21 protein-coding genes are annotated in these 20,175 nt (G+C 47.8%); 7 read left to right on the forward strand and 14 right to left on the reverse strand.

Features of this window, described 5'->3' with window-relative positions:
- Window positions 1-5: 5 nt before the first annotated feature.
- The 4 genes from rpmG to MD588_RS12280 all read left to right on the forward strand — a co-directional run bounded on the left by rpmG (window position 6) and on the right by MD588_RS12280 (window position 2,805).
- Complete coding sequence (gene rpmG / locus MD588_RS12265) at window positions 6-173, forward strand: 50S ribosomal protein L33 (protein WP_004405486.1); 168 nt, start codon at window positions 6-8, stop codon at window positions 171-173.
- A gap of 152 nt (window positions 174-325) precedes the next feature.
- Window positions 326-808, forward strand: a complete 483-nt coding sequence (locus tag MD588_RS12270; protein WP_265697575.1) for a hypothetical protein — start codon at window positions 326-328, stop codon at window positions 806-808.
- A 23-nt stretch (window positions 809-831) separates the two neighbouring features.
- Window positions 832-1,641 carry a bifunctional DNA-formamidopyrimidine glycosylase/DNA-(apurinic or apyrimidinic site) lyase gene (mutM, locus tag MD588_RS12275; RefSeq protein ID WP_265697576.1) on the forward strand — a complete coding sequence of 270 codons (810 nt, stop codon included), beginning with the start codon at window positions 832-834 and terminating at the stop codon, window positions 1,639-1,641.
- Window positions 1,642-1,800: 159 nt separating this feature from the next.
- Window positions 1,801-2,805 (forward strand): NAD-dependent epimerase, encoded by a 1,005-nt coding sequence (locus MD588_RS12280; protein ID WP_265697577.1) that lies wholly within the window; start codon window positions 1,801-1,803, stop codon window positions 2,803-2,805.
- A gap of 59 nt (window positions 2,806-2,864) precedes the next feature.
- Here the strand turns inward: MD588_RS12280 and coaD are convergent, their stop codons facing one another.
- Both coaD and MD588_RS12290 read right to left on the reverse strand, forming a co-directional pair.
- On the reverse strand, window positions 2,865-3,350 hold the full coding sequence (gene coaD, locus MD588_RS12285) for a pantetheine-phosphate adenylyltransferase (RefSeq protein WP_265697578.1): 486 nt from the start codon (window positions 3,348-3,350) through the stop codon (window positions 2,865-2,867).
- A gap of 47 nt (window positions 3,351-3,397) precedes the next feature.
- Window positions 3,398-3,946 (reverse strand): YrbL family protein, encoded by a 549-nt coding sequence (locus MD588_RS12290; RefSeq protein ID WP_265697579.1) that lies wholly within the window; start codon window positions 3,944-3,946, stop codon window positions 3,398-3,400.
- Between the two features lie 220 nt (window positions 3,947-4,166).
- On the opposite strand from MD588_RS12290, the gene MD588_RS12295 reads away from it, so the two are divergent.
- Window positions 4,167-5,177 (forward strand): glycosyltransferase family 4 protein, encoded by a 1,011-nt coding sequence (locus tag MD588_RS12295; RefSeq protein ID WP_265697580.1) that lies wholly within the window; start codon window positions 4,167-4,169, stop codon window positions 5,175-5,177.
- 59 nt (window positions 5,178-5,236) lie between these two features.
- Here MD588_RS12295 and MD588_RS12300 read toward each other — a convergent pair whose 3' ends face one another.
- Both MD588_RS12300 and MD588_RS12305 read right to left on the reverse strand, forming a co-directional pair.
- Complete coding sequence (locus tag MD588_RS12300) at window positions 5,237-6,019, reverse strand: glycosyltransferase family 2 protein (RefSeq protein ID WP_265697582.1); 783 nt, start codon at window positions 6,017-6,019, stop codon at window positions 5,237-5,239.
- Window positions 6,020-6,089: 70 nt separating this feature from the next.
- Window positions 6,090-7,145, reverse strand: a complete 1,056-nt coding sequence (locus MD588_RS12305) for a glycosyltransferase family 9 protein (RefSeq protein ID WP_265697583.1) — start codon at window positions 7,143-7,145, stop codon at window positions 6,090-6,092.
- 93 nt (window positions 7,146-7,238) lie between these two features.
- On the opposite strand from MD588_RS12305, the gene MD588_RS12310 reads away from it, so the two are divergent.
- The gene (locus tag MD588_RS12310) at window positions 7,239-7,943 is read left to right on the forward strand and encodes a 3-deoxy-D-manno-octulosonic acid kinase (RefSeq protein ID WP_265697585.1); all 705 of its coding nucleotides are present in this window, start codon (window positions 7,239-7,241) and stop codon (window positions 7,941-7,943) included.
- A 46-nt stretch (window positions 7,944-7,989) separates the two neighbouring features.
- Here MD588_RS12310 and waaA read toward each other — a convergent pair whose 3' ends face one another.
- The 7 genes from waaA to rfaD form a co-directional block, all read right to left on the reverse strand.
- Window positions 7,990-9,261 carry a lipid IV(A) 3-deoxy-D-manno-octulosonic acid transferase gene (gene waaA / locus MD588_RS12315; protein WP_265697587.1) on the reverse strand — a complete coding sequence of 424 codons (1,272 nt, stop codon included), beginning with the start codon at window positions 9,259-9,261 and terminating at the stop codon, window positions 7,990-7,992.
- Between the two features lie 49 nt (window positions 9,262-9,310).
- On the reverse strand, window positions 9,311-10,255 hold the full coding sequence (locus MD588_RS12320; RefSeq protein WP_265697589.1) for a glycosyl transferase family 90: 945 nt from the start codon (window positions 10,253-10,255) through the stop codon (window positions 9,311-9,313).
- Between the two features lie 63 nt (window positions 10,256-10,318).
- On the reverse strand, window positions 10,319-11,347 hold the full coding sequence (gene waaF / locus MD588_RS12325) for a lipopolysaccharide heptosyltransferase II (RefSeq protein WP_265697590.1): 1,029 nt from the start codon (window positions 11,345-11,347) through the stop codon (window positions 10,319-10,321).
- Window positions 11,348-11,436: 89 nt separating this feature from the next.
- Window positions 11,437-12,558: a glycosyltransferase gene (locus tag MD588_RS12330; RefSeq protein WP_265697591.1), complete on the reverse strand. Its 1,122-nt coding sequence runs from the start codon at window positions 12,556-12,558 to the stop codon at window positions 11,437-11,439.
- Between the two features lie 32 nt (window positions 12,559-12,590).
- A complete protein-coding gene (locus MD588_RS12335; RefSeq protein ID WP_265697592.1) occupies window positions 12,591-13,820 on the reverse strand; it encodes an O-antigen ligase family protein in 1,230 nt (409 codons plus the stop codon).
- Window positions 13,821-13,846: 26 nt separating this feature from the next.
- Window positions 13,847-14,806 (reverse strand): lauroyl-Kdo(2)-lipid IV(A) myristoyltransferase, encoded by a 960-nt coding sequence (lpxM, locus tag MD588_RS12340; protein WP_265697593.1) that lies wholly within the window; start codon window positions 14,804-14,806, stop codon window positions 13,847-13,849.
- Between the two features lie 107 nt (window positions 14,807-14,913).
- Window positions 14,914-15,861 carry an ADP-glyceromanno-heptose 6-epimerase gene (gene rfaD, locus MD588_RS12345; protein WP_265697594.1) on the reverse strand — a complete coding sequence of 316 codons (948 nt, stop codon included), beginning with the start codon at window positions 15,859-15,861 and terminating at the stop codon, window positions 14,914-14,916.
- Between the two features lie 113 nt (window positions 15,862-15,974).
- On the opposite strand from rfaD, the gene MD588_RS12350 reads away from it, so the two are divergent.
- Window positions 15,975-16,619, forward strand: a complete 645-nt coding sequence (locus MD588_RS12350) for a TetR/AcrR family transcriptional regulator (protein ID WP_265697701.1) — start codon at window positions 15,975-15,977, stop codon at window positions 16,617-16,619.
- A 9-nt stretch (window positions 16,620-16,628) separates the two neighbouring features.
- Here the strand turns inward: MD588_RS12350 and MD588_RS12355 are convergent, their stop codons facing one another.
- The 3 genes from MD588_RS12355 to gpmM are packed head-to-tail and all read right to left on the reverse strand — an operon-like array spanning window position 16,629 to window position 20,083.
- On the reverse strand, window positions 16,629-17,351 hold the full coding sequence (locus MD588_RS12355; RefSeq protein WP_265697595.1) for a divergent polysaccharide deacetylase family protein: 723 nt from the start codon (window positions 17,349-17,351) through the stop codon (window positions 16,629-16,631).
- Between the two features lie 24 nt (window positions 17,352-17,375).
- Complete coding sequence (locus MD588_RS12360) at window positions 17,376-18,533, reverse strand: peptidoglycan DD-metalloendopeptidase family protein (protein WP_265697596.1); 1,158 nt, start codon at window positions 18,531-18,533, stop codon at window positions 17,376-17,378.
- A gap of 8 nt (window positions 18,534-18,541) precedes the next feature.
- The gene (gene gpmM / locus MD588_RS12365) at window positions 18,542-20,083 is read right to left on the reverse strand and encodes a 2,3-bisphosphoglycerate-independent phosphoglycerate mutase (RefSeq protein WP_265697597.1); all 1,542 of its coding nucleotides are present in this window, start codon (window positions 20,081-20,083) and stop codon (window positions 18,542-18,544) included.
- Window positions 20,084-20,175: the final 92 nt, after the last annotated feature.

A 20,175-nucleotide genomic window follows, 5' to 3' on the forward strand; every position in this document is an offset into this window, starting at 1 on the left:
GAACAATGGCAAAAGGCATTCGTGAGAAGATCCGTCTAGTATCATCTGCTGGTACAGGCCACTTCTACACTACCGACAAAAACAAGCGTAACATGCCAGGCAAATTCGAGATCAAAAAATTTGATCCTGTAGTTCGCAAGCACGTTATGTACAAAGAAGCTAAAATCAAGTAATTGATTTTTTCTATTCTTTGATAAAAACCCGGCATCTGCTGGGTTTTTTTATGCCTGTCGTTTACCAGCTTCTACTTCTCCCTATACCATGAAGTTTACGCTTTGATGTTATTATTCGTAGAGAAGCGGATATTGGGAATCAAGGGAGTATCATGGGAATCAAGTTGTCACGGCGTGGTTGGAACAACGTCATTATTATTGCTGTCGTTCTTTTTATTGCCATGATTCAGTTTCCAGACCTGATCAGAGAGCGATTTGGAACGGATGACAGATCCTCGTCACCGGTACTACAATCATTGCTGCCTGAGCAGGCTATCGTTTCACGGCTAGTACTACCGCAGCATGTGATTACTTCTCTGGATGGCCAATGGGTTGCTGAGCCTCGTATGGAAGAGGCTCCCCAGACAATTGTCGAGCACTGGCAATCGATTAGCGGTACGACTGTCGATGAAGACATGATGGCCCAATTAAAGCCGCAGCTGAGTACGCCGGTAACTGTTGAAGTCTGGTTGCAGGCAGCTGAAGAGCCGGTACGGGTAACAGTGTATCAACTGCCGCAGTTTTGGCTGCTGAGTAGTTGGCAGGGGGCTTGGTTGGCGATTACCGTCGAAGAGTCTTACCTGTTTCCTAACTGATTTGATTAATACTATCTATCCATATGCCTGAATTACCAGAAGTTGAAGTCAGCAGATTGGGGATCTCCCCCCATGTTGTTGGCCATCGCGTGGAAAAAATTATTGTCCGCAACCCTAAATTGCGCTGGCCGGTGCCGGAAGAAATTCGGCACATTGAGGGGCAGATGATCCGTAGGATCAGACGGCGAGCCAAATATCTGTTGCTGGAAACCGATATTGGTTATGCCATTGTTCATCTGGGCATGTCGGGAAGCCTGCGCGTATTGCCGGCCTCGGCCCCGCCGGAAAAGCATGACCATGTTGACTTGGTTCTCTCGAGTGGCGAGATGCTGCGCTATAACGACCCAAGGCGCTTTGGTGCTTGGTTGTGGCAGCCATTGGACGGTTTGCATGCGGTACTGAGTAAGTTGGGCCCCGAGCCGTTGAGTGAGGATTTCAATGCCGCGTACCTGTTAGACAAGGCAAAAGGAAAGCGGACGGCGATTAAGCAGTTTATTATGGATAATCACGTCGTCGTGGGAGTCGGGAATATCTATGCCAACGAGTCCCTGTTCAGTGCCGGTATTCACCCCAAAAGGGCTGCGGGAAAAATCTCTTCGCAGCGAATGAAGGAGCTGGTTTCGGAGATTAAGGCGGTCTTGGCCTTTGCCATCGAGCAGGGGGGGACAACCCTCAAAGATTTCAAAAATGCTGACGGAAAGCCCGGCTATTTTGCTCAGGAACTACAGGTCTATGGCAAGGGGGGAGAGCCGTGCCCGCGCTGTGATAAGGCACTCAGCGAAATGAAGATTGGCCAGCGGGCGACGGTCTATTGTAGTGAGTGTCAGAAATAACATTTAGGGAACTCTTCCTTTCAGACAAGATTTATCCGTCCTGACAGTATTCATACAGTTACCATATATTATCATAGTCTGTTGTTTGTTATGATCTTGTTGTGATTGACTAATTTTCCATATGCGAGAAAGTATGTTGGCTGGGGTAATAAAAGCTATATGAAATATCTTGTCACCGGTGCAGCCGGTTTTATTGGCAGTGCTGTAACAGAGCGCCTATGTGCCCAAGGCCATGATGTAGTCGGTATTGATAATCTTAATGACTATTACGATGTTGCCTTGAAGCAAGCGCGTTTAGAGCGGATTGCACACCCGGCCTTTACTTTTATTAAGCTAGATTTAGCTGATCGCGAGGAGATTGCGGCTTTATTTGCCGAGCAGCAGTTTGACCGGGTCATCCACCTCGCGGCCCAGGCCGGAGTGCGTTATTCTATTGATAACCCGCTGGCATATGCCGATAGTAACTTGGTCGGGCATCTGACCATTCTTGAAGGCTGCCGCCATCATAATATCCAGCACCTTGTCTATGCCTCATCAAGCTCGGTGTATGGCTTGAACCAAAAAATGCCGTTCGATACCGCAGACAGTGTCGATCATCCTGTTTCGTTGTATGCTGCCACGAAAAAGTCCAATGAATTGATGGCTCATACCTATTCTCACCTATATGGCGTGCCGACAACCGGCTTGCGATTCTTTACCGTGTACGGACCATGGGGACGACCGGATATGGCGCTGTTCAAGTTCACCAAAAAAATTGTTGATGGTGAACAAATCGATGTTTACAACAATGGTGATATGCGCCGTGACTTTACTTATATAGATGATATCGTTGAAGGTATTATCCGCATTCAGGATGTGATCCCGGAGAAGACCCCTGACTGGACGGTTGAGGCGGGCACGCCTGCAACCAGCTCGGCTCCTTACCGGGTTTATAACATCGGCCACGGTAGCCCGGTAAAGCTGATGGACTACATTGAGGCATTGGAAGAGGCGCTGGATATTGAGGCCAAGAAGAACTTTATGCCGATGCAGCCGGGCGATGTCTATGCGACCTATGCGGATACAGCAGACCTGTTTGCTGCAACAGGATACAAGCCGGAAGTTAAGGTCAAGCAAGGTGTACAAGCCTTTGTTGACTGGTATCGTGAGTTCTATCAGCGTTGATTCTTGATTACAGTGAATAAAAAAGGAGGCAAAAGCCTCCTTTTTTATATTGGGTAGATTTATTCGCCGTGGAGTTTTTTGAGCAAGGCGCTGGTGACATAAGGGTTGACAAACTGACTAACGTCACCATGATGCAGGGCGACCTCTTTGACAATCGTGGACGAGATAAATGAGTTCTCCTCCGCCGGGGTCAGAAAGACGGTTTCTAGCTCTGGCATCAGACGGCGGTTCATATTGGCGAGCTGAAATTCATATTCAAAGTCAGAAACAGCGCGTAATCCACGTACTAGAATATTAGCCTGATACTCTTTGGCGAAATCGACCAGCAACCCGGAGAAGCCCACAATTTCCACATTATCGAGATGCTGGGTAATGGTCTTGGCTAGCTCGACGCGCTCCTGAAGGTCAAACAGCGGTTTCTTGCTCGGGCTGAATGCAATACCCACGATAACATGGTCGAACATGGCTGCAGCACGCTCAATCAAATCAAGGTGGCCATTGGTGATTGGATCAAACGTTCCTGGATAGATTACGCGTGTTGTCATTTGGAGCCTATTGGTTATCGTTAAAGTTTAGCAGCTTAATATTAGGGCTATAGGTATTTAAAGCAACGGTTAACGCGTCGCTCAATTTGTTTTCGTGACAATCTTTGGGAAAACAAGGCGACGGGCAGAAAATTAGAAAAACCATAACCATCAATCAGTACCAGTCTAAATTCTGTCGGGGTGATAAACTGACAGGCAACATTTTGCTTGGTAACGTCGGTGACCGCGATATTATGATGTATGAGCTGCTCTCTTAATTGGACGAGCTTTTCAGCGGCTAAATCGCGGGTAATGAGATCGTTTTCTAGCATGTACTTTAAACTGCGGGAAATCTGCTGATCATAGTCGGTGATTAGCTCATAGATCAGCCCTTTGCCCCGGTTGGTTTCTACCCAGTTGAGGGGTTTGGCGATAGGAATATCCAACAGGCGGCTTTTGCAGAAATACTTGAAATAAAGATATTCCCTGACACTTTCATTCGCTTTGCGCTGTTTGTTCCAACGTATTTTGATGCATTGGTTTGTTGCTGTCGGGTGACGGTAGCACTCTCGCTCGGTGCCTTTGCCAATCAGTAAATCGTCGGTGAGTGCCAGCATGTATATTTCCGCATGTTTCGATAGCATTATCATTGAATCACACTATGATACTGAAATTTGTCATTGATTGTTACTGATTGGTTTACTGCTGGAGTGCTTGGGTGTTAGCTCGATAGGTAAAGACTGTCAGTACAAGGCTAATAATTAGAAGGCTGTTATTGTAATAGCATCCACTATGGGTTGTCGGCTCATTGGTGGCTCGGTAAGACGGAGATACATGGTGAGCGAAGGTATTGTTATTCACATCAATATGGCCTCGGGGTTTGGCGGGGGAGAAGTCCAGACTTTGAATCTGATCAAAGGGCTGGCTGGATACCAGCAATTTTTGATAGCCAAGCCGGATAAGCCTATGGCGCTACGGATCAAGGACTTGTCCGGTATTACGGTAGTTGGCTTTATGCAGGCATTGCGTTTGGGGCGGCAAGCTAAAAAGCTGGTCGTTCATGCCCATGATGGTCGAGGGGTACATATTGGAGCTTTGTTGGCAAAGCTTACTGGTGCCAAGTTTGTTATTACCCGCAGAGTCGATAAGCCTTTGAAGCGCGGCGTGCTATCACAGCTATCTTATCGTCGGGCTGATGCGCTAGTGGGGGTCAGTCAAAAGATAGCCGATAATATGGCGCCGCTGGGAAGTAATATCAGGGTGATTAATGACAGTTATTCGAACTTACCGGCCAATGCTAAGGTAGATAAGCAGCTTGAAGCGTTACCACAGGCATTCACTGTTTCCCATATTTGCAGCTTATTGCCCGGAAAAAATGTGGCTTTGACGATAGAGGCCGCGCGGCGTATACAGGATGAGTATCCTGATATTCATTTCTTGATTGTCGGCCAGGGGCCGGAGGAAGAACGGTTAAAGGCGCAGGCAAAAGGTTTGGATAATCTGACATTCTGGGGATTTACACCTTATGTTGGCAGTATTCTCAAGCATACCGATCTGCTGGTGCTACCGTCGTTCAACGAGGGGCTAGGCTCGGTGATCCTAGAAGGCTATCAACATTCTGTTCCTGTGGTGGCTGCCCGGGTTGGAGGAATTCCTGAGGTTGTTGATGAACTGAAAACCGGTATTCTGATCGACCCCGAGAGCGTTGAGCAATATTCTGATGCCGTTATTAAAATGTATTCCGATCACAACTTTTACCAGCAGCAAGTGCAGCATATAGAACAGCGAAAAGCTGACTACTCGCCGTTAGCAATGGTCCGGCAGTATCAAGAATTGTATTGTTTATAGCTGTGAGTGAAAAAGAAAGGGAGGCATTTGCCTCCCTTGCTTTGATGGAATCAAAGTGGTTACCAGACTTTATTGAAGTCTTCTTTTTCGACCACGCTTGGATCGCGTTGAAACTCCAGTAACTTGGCGTATTTGAGGTAGGCATAGACACCAGCGCTCAAGGAAACCGTTAACCCATCGACACCACCGAGAAAGCCTTTCTGTAGCAGGTACTTCTTGATAAACGCACTTAAGCCGTGCACTACCGGCGAGTAGGCGTGAGCCTTACGGCCTTTTTTATATAAAATCTTGGCGGCACGCCCCGTGAAGTCCCTGTCTGGCTTGGCAAACAACTGTCCGATATTCTCAAAAGAATAGTGAATGAAATCATGCTTGAGCTTGTGGAGGTTGCTTGCACTGACCGAGGCATGTTGCTTCACATCGGCAAAGCGGGTTTTCTTGGTGTTATATAAGCGGGTACAGTAGTCCGGATACCAGCCGCAGTGTTTGATCCATCGCTCGCCGATATAGTTGCGGCGCTTCATGGCAAATGCATCATGTGGTGTATTGGTTAAGTCCAGGCTTTTTATTTCCTGAATTACTTCCGGGGTCAGGCGTTCATCTGCATCAATGGTCAATACCCAGTCATTTTTAGCATGCTTCAACACGACATTCTTTTGAATACCGTCGCCGAGATAAGCTTGCTCAATAACAATTGCACCCATCTCTTTCGCCAGTTCGACGGTATTATCGCTGCTGAGGGAGTCGATAACGAATATTTCATCACAAACCTGTTGCAAGGACTTGATGCAGTCGACGATATTTTTCGACTCGTTTAAGGTGATAATATTGCCTGTTATCATATGGTTAGCCTGGTTTAATCAATGGGTGAGATGAGTGTATACACTCAAAGTAACAGAATCTTAGCAGTCATTATTTCGCTAGGGAATAATCTTCGACGATCTTATCAAACATCCCAATCACCCTATCAGGAAGGATCTTGGTCATTGCCGCTTCATCTTTGACCCGACTACGCCATGGCAGTTGTTCAACCGGCTTGCCGGTTTCTTCCTTAATACACTGTTCATAGACACTAACAACATAAGGCAGGCATAAGTAAGGGCCGGTACGTTGTGGATTATGGTGGGCATACAGACCAAGCACGGGTGTCCCGACGGCTATCGCCATATGCGCTGGGCCAGTATCGGGTGCACAGACAAGACTAGCCTGCTGTAGCAAGGCCAGCATCTGCTTTAGGCTGCTTTTACCGATCAGGTTGGTAACCGGGACCGAAAGTTTTTGCTCAATGGCGCTCCCGAGTTCAATTTCTATCGGAGCGGGACTACCGGCAAGAATCACCTGGAACCCCTGGTTAACAGCATGTGTTGCTAGTGCCGCATAGCCCTCGGCGGTCCAGTTTTTATAGGCTTTACTGGCTGCGGGCGTAATTACCAAGACTCGATCGGATGAAATATGCTGTTGCGCCCACTGGCTATCATTTTCACTAAATGGAATATCCCATTTGGGTTGGATGTCTTGAACACCTAGCAATGCGGCAAATTGCATAAAGCCGTCGAGGACATGAGGCCGCTCGGGGGAGGGAACTTTGGTATTGGTGAAAAGGGGCTGTAAGTCACTGGCCCTTTGCGCATCAAACCCCAGCTTGTACTTGGCTTTGATCCCTAAAGTCGCAACGCTGGCCCGAAGTGCTGTTTGCAGGTGCAATAACGCATCGAAGGTTTCCCCCTGAAGTTGGCGCCATAGGCAGGTATAGCCTTTCAGGCCTTGCTTCTTGTCAAAAACAATAAATCTTACGCCGGGCAGACCTTCAATGAGTTGTGCCTCTATTTTACCTGTGATCCAGGTAATGTGGGTAGAAGGCCACTGGCGCTGAATGGCTTGAACCATGGCAACGGTATTGCTGACATCACCAATAGCCGAGAGGCGTAATACGCAGATTGATTGTGGGGCAGATGAGAATAAAACCATGATTCCAAATTATGAGCGGACCAGACTGAATTATGCATATGGCCGAGAGGATTGTAAAATATCTCTTCTTAACTTGATGTTGGAAAACTGGCGATGAAAGAACTGGAACAAAACGGGTGTCGAATCATCTATGACCCGGTGTTATTGGCTGAGCAACCGCAGCTGTGTTTTGACCCAGACTACTGGCATCAGCAGGGTGCCGTAATCGGTAGTGCCAGAGGGCGTGGGACGACTTGGTTCTTGCGGGGCAAACAGCTTGAGCTGGCATTGCGGCATTACTACCGCGGCGGGTTATTCGGCAAGCTGGTTCGCGATCATTACTGGTTTTTGGGCTGGGAGAAGACCAGGAGTATTGCGGAGTTTCGTTTGTTGCAGCACTTGTCTGAGGCGGGAGTCAGGGTACCTCGCCCGGTTGCGGCTAGGGTCGTGCGAAAACAATGTGTATACCAGGCAGATCTGCTAACCGAGAAAGTACCGGGTGCAACAGATTTGGTGGCGATTTTGCAAAAGACGAGTCTGAGCAAGGATGTCTGGCATCAGGTGGGCCAGATGATCCAGTTGATGCACCGCAGTGGTGTTTGTCATACCGACTTGAATGCACATAATATTTTGCTGGATGATAAAAACCAGGTGTGGCTGATTGACTTTGACAAGTGTCATTTTGATTCTGGGGATGGATGGCAGCAAAATAACCTGGATCGTTTGCACCGTTCGTTTGTCAAAGAGGTGGAGAAGGCTGGGATTCACTGGAATGAACAAGCCTGGCAGGATTTATTGCAGGGCTATCAGCAGGGGTAGATGGCAACTAGGCCGGCCTAACAGGCCTGACCTAGCGAGGTTTTAATCAAGTCTGCTGGCTATTCAGTGCGGTAATTGTCCGCCGAATTGCACCCTGGTTGCATTTCACGACAGAAAATGCGGCCAGGCCCATTGATTTGCGTTGCTCGGGATCGTTAAAGAGCGAACAGAGTTGCTGGGTAAGCTGTTGGCTATCATCAACAACGGCAGCTCCATTTGCCTCGAGTAGCTGACGGGTGATATCCATAAAGTTGAAAAAGCTTGGTCCGGTAAGCGTCGGCAAACTTAATGATGCTGGCTCGAGTAGGTTATGTCCGCCAACCTTATCGCCAATCAGGCTTCCACCGACAAAGGCAATATCGCTGCAGCCGAGCAGCAACATCATCTCTCCCATTGTGTCGGCAAGATAGACTTGGGTGTTATTTTGCACTGTGTCGTTGCTGGTCCGCCGGATTACGTTGAGTCCCTGTTGTTGGCAGAGGCTAAAAACGCTATTAAACCGTTCTGGGTGCCTTGGCACAAGGATGAGCAAGGCTGTCGGATGGCTTGCCAGCAATGCCGAGTGTGCCTGTAATACTTGCTCGTCTTCACCACTATGTGTGCTGGCAGCAATCCAGACTGGTCGGCTATTGCCCAGCTGCTGGCGTAATGCCGAAGCGGCGGCAGAGAGTCCGGTTGCAGGGGTAATATCGAACTTGATCGAGCCGGTCACCTGAATTTTGTCTTCTGCAATGCCCAAGCGCTCGAAGCGAGTAGCGTCGTCTTGGTGCTGGCATAAGATTGAGTCAATGTTCTTGGCCAAGAGATCAAAAATAGGCTGGAACTTGGCGTATCGCTGACAAGAGCGTTCAGATAACCGGGCATTGATAACCGTAGTCGATACACCTGACTGTTTGGCGATGGCAAGGGTGTTCGGCCAAAGCTCTGTTTCCATGATATACAGGGCTCGGGGACGAATAACCTTGATAAATCGGCGTACGGCCCAGGAAAAATCTAGTGGCATATAGCGATGCTCAACGAGATCTCCCAGCTTGGCGGCTTGCTCGGCCCCTGTTGGTGTTGTTGTCGTAACGAGAATCGGGGTATTAGGGTGAGCTGCTTTTAGTTGCTTGAGCAACGGCGTGACAGCAATGGTTTCACCTACAGAAACGGCATGAACCCAGATTGGGTGCTTCACTGATAATGGCGGAGTGAAACCAAAGTGCTCTGGCCAGCGTTTTCCCACTGAGGGCTTTCCCGGTTGAGGTTTATACAACCGAACAAGAAGCAGTGGGGCAAGAAGGTAAAGCAACAGGCTATAGACAATACGATAAATCATAAGGCTCTGTGATCAGTTGGCAGGAGCGGTAAAACCCCTACCGCATGTTTTAGATGGATTGTTGAGATAGCTCAAAATATTTCTTCAGTACCAGTAAGGCGATTAGATCTTCCCGTTCTTTATCTTGGAACTGAGCGACATACTTATGGGCGTTGTCGATAATTTTGAGTGCTTCGTCAGTGTGTTCCGCGTAGTACTGTAGTTTCTCTTCTAGATCTGAATAGTCATCGGCAAGCTCTACATAATGGACTCCCGCTTTTAGCGTTCCTTCCATAAACCAAGTCTCGAATTTTGGTTTATTCATCATACACAGGGAGTTAGATGACATGGCCCATTTCAAGTTGGTGGCAACATCGTTGCCTTCGACACACAGAATAAACTTGTGCTGAAGTTGTTCCTCAATGCCCATGTAGCCTTTTTGCCATGGCACATCCTCAACGGGCTTGTTGGTCTGGCCGACATCACACATTGGATGGTTGTAGAAAGCTTGGATAAAGTCCTTGCGGTGCTGACGATATACCCCGCCGCGCCATACTAGGATATCTTTTTTCTCGGTAAACGAGTAGGGATCCGTGATGAAATTGAAGTGCCTGCATTTATCAAGATTGATTAATACCGAGTTGGCATTCTCTCCGGCAATCGGTCTTGCTTTGACAATCGTCGGGTTGGCCTCGATATGGGTTTTGTCACCAAAGCGGTAAGCAAACTTGAGATGCTCAGGGAAGTAGTGGAGATATTCTCTGAGATCGAAATAATAGGCACTTTTATGTTTATAGCTGAGATCATTGGCTCTGACGGCCTTGCTGCCAACGTCAAAGACATTTTCGTGTTTCAGGTAGTAATTGACGCGCTGAGTAATATAGCTTGCATCGTAGTCATCGGCTTTCTGCAGTTTTTTAGCCAGTTGGTTACGGTAATAGGCGCCAGGAATACACTCTCTGAGTATGCCGTTGGCATAAAAGGTGAGCTTACTGTTGTTATATTTGTTCGACATTCTAGTTATGTAACCTCTTGAACGTTTGCAAAAGCTATATTGTGTAGGGGGAAGGTGGACGCTTTATTTTGCCAGTTGCTCTATTGCTTGAATGACTTTCTGCGGTGGCAACTCTTTCAGGCATTTTAGATGGCCTAAAGGACATTCGCGCTTAAAGCAGGGGCGGCACTCTATATCGGTATGGACAATGGCGACTTGATCTGACAGGGGCGGTGTATAGTCTGGGGATGTTGAACCATAAACGGCAACGACCTTGCAGCCGACGGCCGCGGAAACATGCATTAACCCGGAGTCATTGCTGACCACCGTATCGCAGGCAGCCAGCAAGTCAACAGCCTCGATTAGGTTTGTTTGTCCTGCAAGGTTAAAGCAAGATGCCTGTGCCTCTGTTGATAAACTTTCTCTGATAGCAGCCGTTACCGGCTGATCTTTGGCCGAGCCGAAAAGCCAGATCTGGTAGCCTTGCCCAATCATTTCTTCGGCAACCTGTGCATAATAGTGTTCTGGCCAGCGTTTGGCCGGGCCAAACTCTGCACCTGGGCATAAGCCGATCACGGGACGGTCGTTTTGTAGCTTTAACTTTGCCATGGCGCTCTGCTGGTTGACGGTATCAATAGATAGCGAAGGTTTTGGCAAAGGGGGGAGCGAGGAACTGTTTTTCATTTCTGGCTTCGGGTAGGCCAGTGCGCAATAACGCTCGATCATCAGGCCAAAATCTTTTTTGTTGGCGCGCAGATCATTGAGTAAGCCATATCGAGTTTCGCCTTTCCAACCGGTACGGACTGGAATTTTGGCAAACAGAGGGATCAGTGCTGATTTTGCTGAGTTGGGTAGAATATAGGCATGGGTGTAGGCATTTGCTTTTAGCTGTTTCCCTAGTTGGTATCGGCCTGCAAGGTTGAACTCGCCATGGCCGATTGGCATTTCAATCGCACGGTCGACTTCTGGCATTCTTTCGATGATAGGTTTACACCAGGCAGGAGCCAGTACATCTAAAGTTGCATCAGGGTGTTGTTGCTTTAAGGTCTTATAAAGACATTGCGACATCACCATATCGCCAACCCAGGAAGGGCCGATAACAAGAATATTCATCAGAGATTTAAGCCTATTGATTCTATTGCTCTTAATGATATCACAAGAAAAGAGACAAAAGAGAGGGCGCTGATTGCGCCCTCAAAGACTTATTCTGCGTTTAGGTCGATAAAGCTTGCGGCAATTTTTTCAGGCGCATGGCGTTGCAGAAGTTGTTCGATTTCTGTCTGCGGCCGCTCTTTTTGTAAGGTTGCGTGAATTACTTTAGCCAACCCTTCAGGGGACATGTCAGCTAATTGCTCCGTGAGGGCTGGTGATCCCATGACCGACTGGACGCCTCCCGGGCATCGAGTCGCGACAACATTGGTTCCGGCAGCAAAAGCTTCAATGATCACCATTCCCAACCCTTCAAACTTCGAACTTAATACAAACAAATCACTGTGATGCATCCAGATATAAGGGGTAAGAGTCGCGCCAGGCATAACGACGTGTTTGGTTAGCCCCAAACTCTCGACAAGTTGCTTGATAGTGTCGCTTTCTTTGCCGTCACCGACTAATACCAGCTGATGCTCAATACCATAGTCTTTTCTTAGAATATCGTAAGCCTTGACCAATAGAGGAAAATCTTTTTGAGGTACAAATCGACCGAGGCCAAGGATATAAGGTTGAGTAGGCAGGCTTTCGAGTGGCTGTAAGGCTTTGTCCCCGATCTGCTTGCTATCTAACGGATTGGTAATAGTGGCCAGCTTGTTGACCGTAAAGCCCGCAGCCGCTTGATACTGTTTAAAGTTTTCGAGAACAGGCTCCGAGACGCAGGCAATATTTTTGTTCTGGAACAGTAGCTTGGCATACCACGACTGCAAGGTATTTGGTGAGGTGGATGAAAAAATATTCTCGCATACCTGAATATAGCGAGGATCTTTATTTTGCCATAGCAACTCAAACGTTCCCTGACCTCGCATAATGATCATATCAAAAGGCTGGCCGTTTTTTTCTAACTGGCCTAGCTTGTATTTGAATATTTGTGACTGTATCAAGCCTTTCCAGACAAACAGGCTTTTAGGAAGTATCACATTCATTAACCGTGCAAAGACTTCCCACAGCAGGCCGATGCCGGTCATCATCATTAGCTTATCGAGATAAAACTGATGAATAGGAATGTTTTTGTTATCCGGGGTCAGTTCAACTTTGTTATTTTTTAGATAAATAAGATCGACATTATGTCCCTGGGCAGAAAAGGCATCGGCAAGGTTGACGGCTACTCTTTCCATTCCCCCGATTCTTAATGAGCGTACAACGATCGCTATTCGCATAGTTTACCTTCTTGTGTATAAATTTTTTCTTCTTTTGGTATCGTGCTATTTTTATTGAGTAAGATACTGATCATAAATAAAAATAGTGGGGCGGTAGAGCTTTGGCTTAATGGCACATCTGTAAGTGCGGCAATTGCGAAGAGAACAACCATACAAGTTATGATGAACTTTTCTTTTGAGTTAGATCTATAGCTGAACCACAGAGGGGAAAATAAAACAATCAGAAAGATAATTAAACCTAGAATGCCATTCTTAACCAATTTATCTATATATTGATTGTGATAATGACGAACCTTAAATGTAATTAGGCTCTTGTGAACAAGGTTTTTATTGTGCAATTCTTTAATGATTTCGCTATGCCTATCACCTACACCAAGAATTGGTGCAGATTTAGTTATAAGCACTCCAGCTCTCCACATTTGGAGGCGTAAACCAATGGAGGAATCCTTAACGCCTTTCTCCATCAGCTTAAACTCATGCATTGTGGCGTTATATCTATTATTTATAGGCTCATAAGAGAAAAATAAGCTACAGGTTGCGGCAAAAAAAATGAGAATTATTTTATTCCTTGTTAATTTCACACTGTTTTTGTCTTTGATGAATCGTATGACTGTAAGAATTGCTAATACGGCCATTGCTAACCATACACCTCGGCTTCCGGTATAAGTCATAGATATTAAGGCGATTAAGCTTGAACCAAATAATAATACTTTATGCTTTCTTTTTTCTGAATTAAGGGCTGTTTCAAAGGTGATTATCGCAAGAGCTGCACAGAAGGTTGCCAATGGAATTGCATTGATTACTAATTTTAGTCTAGAAAGTTGCAATACTTCAAGTTGCCATATAAGGCTTGCTAATGTGCCAATTGATGATAAAGGGAGTAAATATAAAAATAGCTTTTTGTTTAGAAGATGAGTAGGGAAAAAAATTGAAAAAAGTAAGGCGCTAATTAATGCTCTAAGTTCACTTTGGCCAAATCCATAGACTTCATATGCTATTACTGCATGAACTGAAGCAATAAACAAAATCATTGAGAATTTGTTTGACTTTATATTTATCTTGGCAATATCAAATTTATATTTAAACACTGAAGCGAGAATAGATACGACAACTAAGGCAACAAGGTTTTTGTCACCATTTTCGAGCCAAAACAAACCAGTAAATAGCCAGATAACTGGAAGTAGAATCAAAAAATTCGTGATTTTATCTCTATAGCTCATGCTGGTTTGTTTGCTCTTGTAAATCTTTAAGTTTTATAAGGGTTTATAGTGCTATCTGGCCGTGTTTTTAACAACTGCAAAACCCACATATATTGCTCTGGATAGGACTTTACCATCTCTTCTAGTGCCTGAGCCAGAAGATTTGCATCCTGTTGAGAATCACCACTAGGTAGCTTCTTGATTTCTGGTGAAATGTGAATTTCAATTTTACCAGTGCTGTCATTATAAACCGGCATCATCGGTACGATAGCTGCGCCTGTGAGCCGAGCAATTTTGCCCAAACCGGAGAAGGTGGCTTTTTTGGTGGCAAAGAAATCGGTAAACATGCTTTGCTCGAGGCCAAAGTCTTCATCTGGCAGGTAGTAGCCCATGTAGCCCTCTTTGATTGAGCGCAGGTAATGTTTGATACCGTCCTGACGAGCATGGCATCGTCCGCCATATTGCAGGCGCTGGCGGCTGATCAGCCAGTCATAAACCGGTTGCCGGTGCTGGGGTTTCATCATTGCCGCGACAGGTAGCCCCAATGATGCCCAGTAGATGGCCGGAAAATCGATGGCCCAACAATGGGGAACCAGCATGATCACACGGCGGTCAGCTGCCACAACCTCATCGAGATGCTCTTGACCAAAAACTTCGGTGCGCTGCTGCAGGTATTTTCGGCTACGAAGGCTAAGATCGCCCATTGCCATAATTACCTGGGCTGCGGATGTGTACATATTATCTATCATGACTTCACGTTGTTTGGCACTTTTCTCAGGAAAGCACAGCTCCAAGTTAACGCGTGCCCGGTGGCGGGCTTTTTTGATATGGCGGCCAATCTGTTTACCCAAAAATCCGGCAATGGGATCGCGGATACGCCATGGAAGTAGGGCAAGCAGCATAAGGAGTAGTAAGCTAAGCCAGGTTCCCCAGTGCTTTGGGTGTAAAAAAGACCATTGAAATTTAGGGTCGTATAGAGCACGATTTTTATGTTTCGGTGTATTCAACGAAAGGACCTTACTGCTTTACTGAATAAAAAAATGCTGCAAGCAGGTGCTTGCAGCATGATTGTATTTTAACTATTCAGCTAGCTGAAGTTGTTCGCAGCTCTTGATCAGCTGTTGTTCAGGATTGCCATATACTCGGCTACACCCTCGGCCACTGATTTGAATGACTCATTGTAACCGGCTGCACGTACCTTGGTTAGATCTGCTTGGGTAAATGCCTGGTAACGGCCTTTCAGGTGCTCAGGGAACGGGATCTCTTCTACTTCACCCTTGCCATGGTGTTTGATGACGGCCTTGGCGACTTCGCGGAACGATTCGGCATTGCCGGTACCACAGTTGAAAATTCCCGAGACACCGTTCTCCCAGAACCATAGGTTCATCTTGCACACATCACCGACATAGACGAAGTCTCGCTTGAAGGTGTCTGAGCCTTCGAACAATTTGGGGTTATCGCCATTTTTGATTTGAGTGTTGAGATGGAAAGCTACCGAGGCCATGCTGCCTTTGTGCTGCTCGCGTGGGCCGTAGACATTGAAGTAGCGGAAACCGGTGATCTGAGACAGGGTTTCGCCATGCTCTTCGGCATCTTGCCAGATGCGGCGAACATAGTTATCGAACTGCTGTTTGGAGTAGCCGTATACATTCAGCGCGCCTTCATAAGGCTTTTCTTCGATGAAGTCATGGTCGCGGCCGCCGTAGGTGGCAGCTGATGAAGCATATAGGAACGGGATCTGGCGTTCCAAACAGTAATGCAGCAACTCTTTCGAGTACTCGTAGTTGTTAAGCATCATGTACTTGCCGTCCCACTCGGTGGTGGCAGAACAAGCACCTTCATGGAAAACGGCATCGATAGGGCCAAATTCATCACCAGCCATGATTTGGGTGATGAAGTCTTCTTTGTCCATGTAATCAGCGATGTCCAGATCAACCAGATTGGCAAATTTGGTTCCGTCTTTTAGGTTATCAACCACCAAGATGTCGTTGCGACCTTGCTCATTGAGAGCCTTTACGATATTGCTGCCGATCATGCCGGCGCCACCAGTTACAATAATCATGGCTATTCCAGTCTTTAATACAATGGGACAACGGCCGCATAAGTGCCACCGTTATGAATATTCTTTGTGATAACATTACACTATTGCCATCGGGCGACGGAAGTGAGAAGCAAATGAAGACCCGCGACAGAATTATTCAGGCTGCACTGGAGCTTTTCAACGAAAGCGGCGAGCCAAACATAACCACGAACCATATTGCCGCTCATCTGGGGATCAGCCCCGGCAATCTGTATTATCATTTTCGCAATAAAGAAGAGATTATACACAGTATTTTTGATGAATACGCTCGGGATCTAAGTATTCGCTTTCAGCCTCAGGACGAATCGGATGTCACCGCCGACAACTTGCTCGGCTATCTCGATGCGGTATTTATGCTGATGTGGCGCTATCGATTTTTCTATGCCAACCTGCCTGACATCTTGCGCAGGGACCCCGAGCTCCAGCAGAAATACCTGGCGGCTCAGGAGGAGTTACATCTGAATATCATGGCCATGATGAACAGTTTTCGCGTTAGCGGGCTGCTTGAGCTGGATGATGATGAGTTGCTGAATCTGGCGAACACCCTGAAGCTGGTGGCCTCCAGCTGGATCTGTTACCAGACGACTCAGGCGGCTGGAGCCAAGATCACCAAGGCAGTGATTTATCAGGGTGTACTGCAGATGCTGAGCATTGTCCGTCCGCTGACGACGGAAAAAGGCAAAGGGCAGGTGATGCAGCTGGAGTCGCACTACTGTGAACAGGTAGCGCAAAACACGTAATGAGACCGCCTAGGGAGCCGGGTAAAGCGATGAAAGGCGAACTAGCCTAACGTTGTGCTTTTCGAGTTCAGGTAATTGTGCTTCAAGCGTTGCCAGTGTTACCGGGTAGGGGTGGCCAATGGCGATGGCATAGCCATTGCGCTGGGCGCGTTTTATCGCTAATTTAAATTGTTGCTGTACAAACTCTTGGGTTTGAAAATGATCAAGGAAGATGTGCCGGCGAAGCGCGGGTATCCCCAAGGCCCGTGCTTGCTTTAAGGCCACGGATTTTGCGGTTGTCCGGCTGTCGAGGAAATAGATCCCTTGTTCATCTAGTACTGCCATCACCCAGTCCATCGCCTGGATATTTTGGGTTAATGCGCTGCCCATATGATTATTCATGGCGACGGCGCCGGGAACGCGGCTCAGGGCATGGCGGAGCGTCTGTTGCAGTTCATCCTGTGTCATCTCGGCTGTGAGGGTCGTGAGCTCTAGGGGAGCCCGGTGTTGGGGCTGCATTGGCATATGGAGGAGCGTATCCCGCTGCTCCTGCCTAGCCTTTTGTGCGGTAGCAAGATCAAAGGGGGTATCGGGCAGGATTGATATACTGACTTCAGCTGGCAGGTCCGAAAGCGCAGCAGGCATTGCCCGATAGCCCAGGTCATCAATGACTATTGCCAACCGTGCAGCATGGAGATTGCCATGGGCGAGTAGGCCTAGAAGCAGAGAAAACCAGAGTGCAGTCCGTCGCATTTCAGGTGTCCTTATTAAAGCTGTCTACCTTGTAAGCCAGCCTTTGGGGTTGATGGGGCTGCCTTTGCGGCGTATTTCGAAATACAGCCCGGAACGTTCCTGGCCGCCACTGTCACCGACCAGGGCGATGGCATCCTTAGCCTGAACCGTATCGCCGACCTTCTTCAGTAGTGTCTGGTTGTAGCCATAGAAGCTCATGTCTCCCTTGCCATGGTCGATCACCAGCATCAGTCCGTAGCCGCGTAACCAGTCGGCAAAAACCACTTTGCCGGAGTAGACGGCTTTGACTTTGCTGCCTGCTGGTTTGCTGATCACCATCCCCTTCCAGCGTAGTTCACCTTGTTGTGGTGTACCATAGTTGTGGAGGATAGAGCCTGTTACCGGCCAGGGTAGTTTACCCTTATGCTTGGCCAGTCCATCCATCGGTGCCCGGCGTGCCGCTTCGGCTGCTGCCTTGGCCTTGGCGATTTCCTTGATCAGGCGTTGCTCGTTGGTTTTCAGCTCTGACAGGTACTGGCTGTCAGACTTGAGCTGGCCTTTGATCTGGCGAACCGTTTTTTTGCGCTGCTGCCGTTCTTTTTCCAGCTTGCTTTTTTCGGTTTTCAGCTGGGTCAGCAATGTTTGCTGTTGTTGGCGCTGCTGGGTGAGCTGGTGTTTTTTAAGCTGTATTTCTGTCGAGGTTGCGGCCAGTTGGTCGAGCGCATTGGCGCGTGCTTCGCTGAGGCGCTCGGCGTAGACTGACATACGGTCAAGCTCGGTACTGTCTTCGCCACTGAGCAGGGTCGCTAGCTGACTGTGCTGGCCTTGACGGTATTGGGTGTTGAGGAGTTCTTTTAGCATCTCCTGTTGACCAAACTGCAGCTGTTGAAGCTGCTGTTGCTCCTGTTGCAGCTCGGAGATGGAACGGTTGAGCTGGGTGAGCTGGGTATCAGCTTTGTGGATTTTTTTTGCTGCTGTGGCAATACTGAGTTCTTGTTGCTTGAGGGATTTCTGTAGCGTGTTAACTTTTTTCTGCTTGCTGCCCAGTTGCTCTTGCTGGCGAGAGATTTCCTGTTTTACACCGTCGAGCTGGTTCTGGTTTGCTGCGCTGAGCGGCAGGGAAAATGCTAGGTATAACAAAGCGCCAGTGCATAATGCACTGGCGCGGAGAGTTTGGTTGAGGTATTTGATCTTATCCCGCATGGGATTGATTATTTCAGATCAAACAGCACCTGACCAGTCATCTCTGAAGGGATTTCCATATCTGTTAGCGCCAGCATTGTTGGAGCCAAATCAGACAGTTTGCCGCCTTCTTTCAGCGTCAGTGACTTGTCACCGACATAAACTAGCGGTACCGGCAGGTTGGTGTGTGCCGTATGGATGCCGCCTGTTTCAGGGTTAACCATCATTTCTGCGTTACCGTGGTCGGCAGTGATCAGCAGCTGGCCGTCCACCTCTTTGATTGCTTCAACCACTTTACCGATGCAGCTGTCTAGAGCTTCACAGGCTTGAACTGCAGCATCGTAAACACCGGTATGGCCAACCATGTCGCCGTTCGGGTAGTTACAGATGATAGTGTCGAATTCGCCGCCCTTGATAGCTGCCACCAGTTTTTCGGTCAGCTCAGGTGCACTCATTTCTGGTTGCAGGTCGTAAGTCGCTACTTTTGGAGAAGCAACCAGTGAACGTGTTTCGCCATCAAATTCATTCTCAACACCACCGTTGAAGAAGAAAGTTACATGTGCGTATTTTTCTGTTTCAGAAATACGTAGCTGCTTCTTGCCTTTCTTCGATAGCCATTCGCCTAGTGTGTTTTCCAGGCTTGCTGGTGGGAAGGCAATAGATAGGTTAATGTCGGCAGCGTACTGGGTCAGCATCACAACGTCAGCCAGAGCTGGCGTTTGAGCGCGCTCGAAACCAGCGAATTCTGTTTCAAAGGTACGGGTGATCTGACGTGCGCGGTCGGCACGGTAGTTCATGAAGATAACCGCATCGCCATCTTCCATCGCAGCAACATCCTGGCCTTCAGCACGGATTTCGGTTGCTTTTACAAATTCATCATTCTCGTCACGAGCATACGCGGCTTCCAGACCTTCGACTGCCGAAGCGGCTGTGAATTCAGCTTTGGCTGCTGTCAGTAGGTCGTAGGCAACTTCAACGCGATCCCAGTTGTTGTCACGGTCCATTGCGTAGTAACGGCCAACCAGAGAAGCCGTGCGACCTTTGCCTAGCTTGGCAAACAGTGCATCGAAGCGTTCTAGTGAAGCCTGAGCGCTACGTGGCGGCGTATCACGGCCGTCAAGGAAGCAGTGCAGGTAGATCTTTTCAGCGCCGCGTTTTGCTGCCATTTCAACAGCCGCCGCAATGTGATCTTCGTGGCTGTGAACACCGCCCGGAGACATCAGACCCATGATGTGAACGGCTTTACCTGCATTGATCGCTTTGTCCATTGCCGATACCAGCGCTTCATTTTCGAAGAAGTCACCGTCTGCGATTGATTTGGTGATACGAGTCAGGTCCTGGTAGACCACGCGACCGGCACCGATATTGGTGTGACCAACTTCAGAGTTACCCATCTGACCGTCAGGTAGGCCCACATCCATGCCAGAGGCAGAAATTAGGGTATTGGCTTCATTTGCCATCAAGCCATCAATCACTGGCGTGTTTGCGTTAGCAATTGCGTTGTCGGAATTGTCTTCGCGGTAACCCCAGCCATCCAGGATAACTAAAGCCAGTGGCTTCTTAGCAGACATATGCTGTCCTCTCGTAAAGTTAGAAATCTGAGTTTAATTTAGACCAATTACATTAAACATCTGATGAAAGATGAAATATCTAAGGTGATAAG

The organism is Photobacterium obscurum (genome assembly GCF_026191635.1).
In the GTDB taxonomy this organism is placed as follows: Bacteria; Pseudomonadota; Gammaproteobacteria; order Enterobacterales; family Vibrionaceae; genus Photobacterium; species Photobacterium obscurum.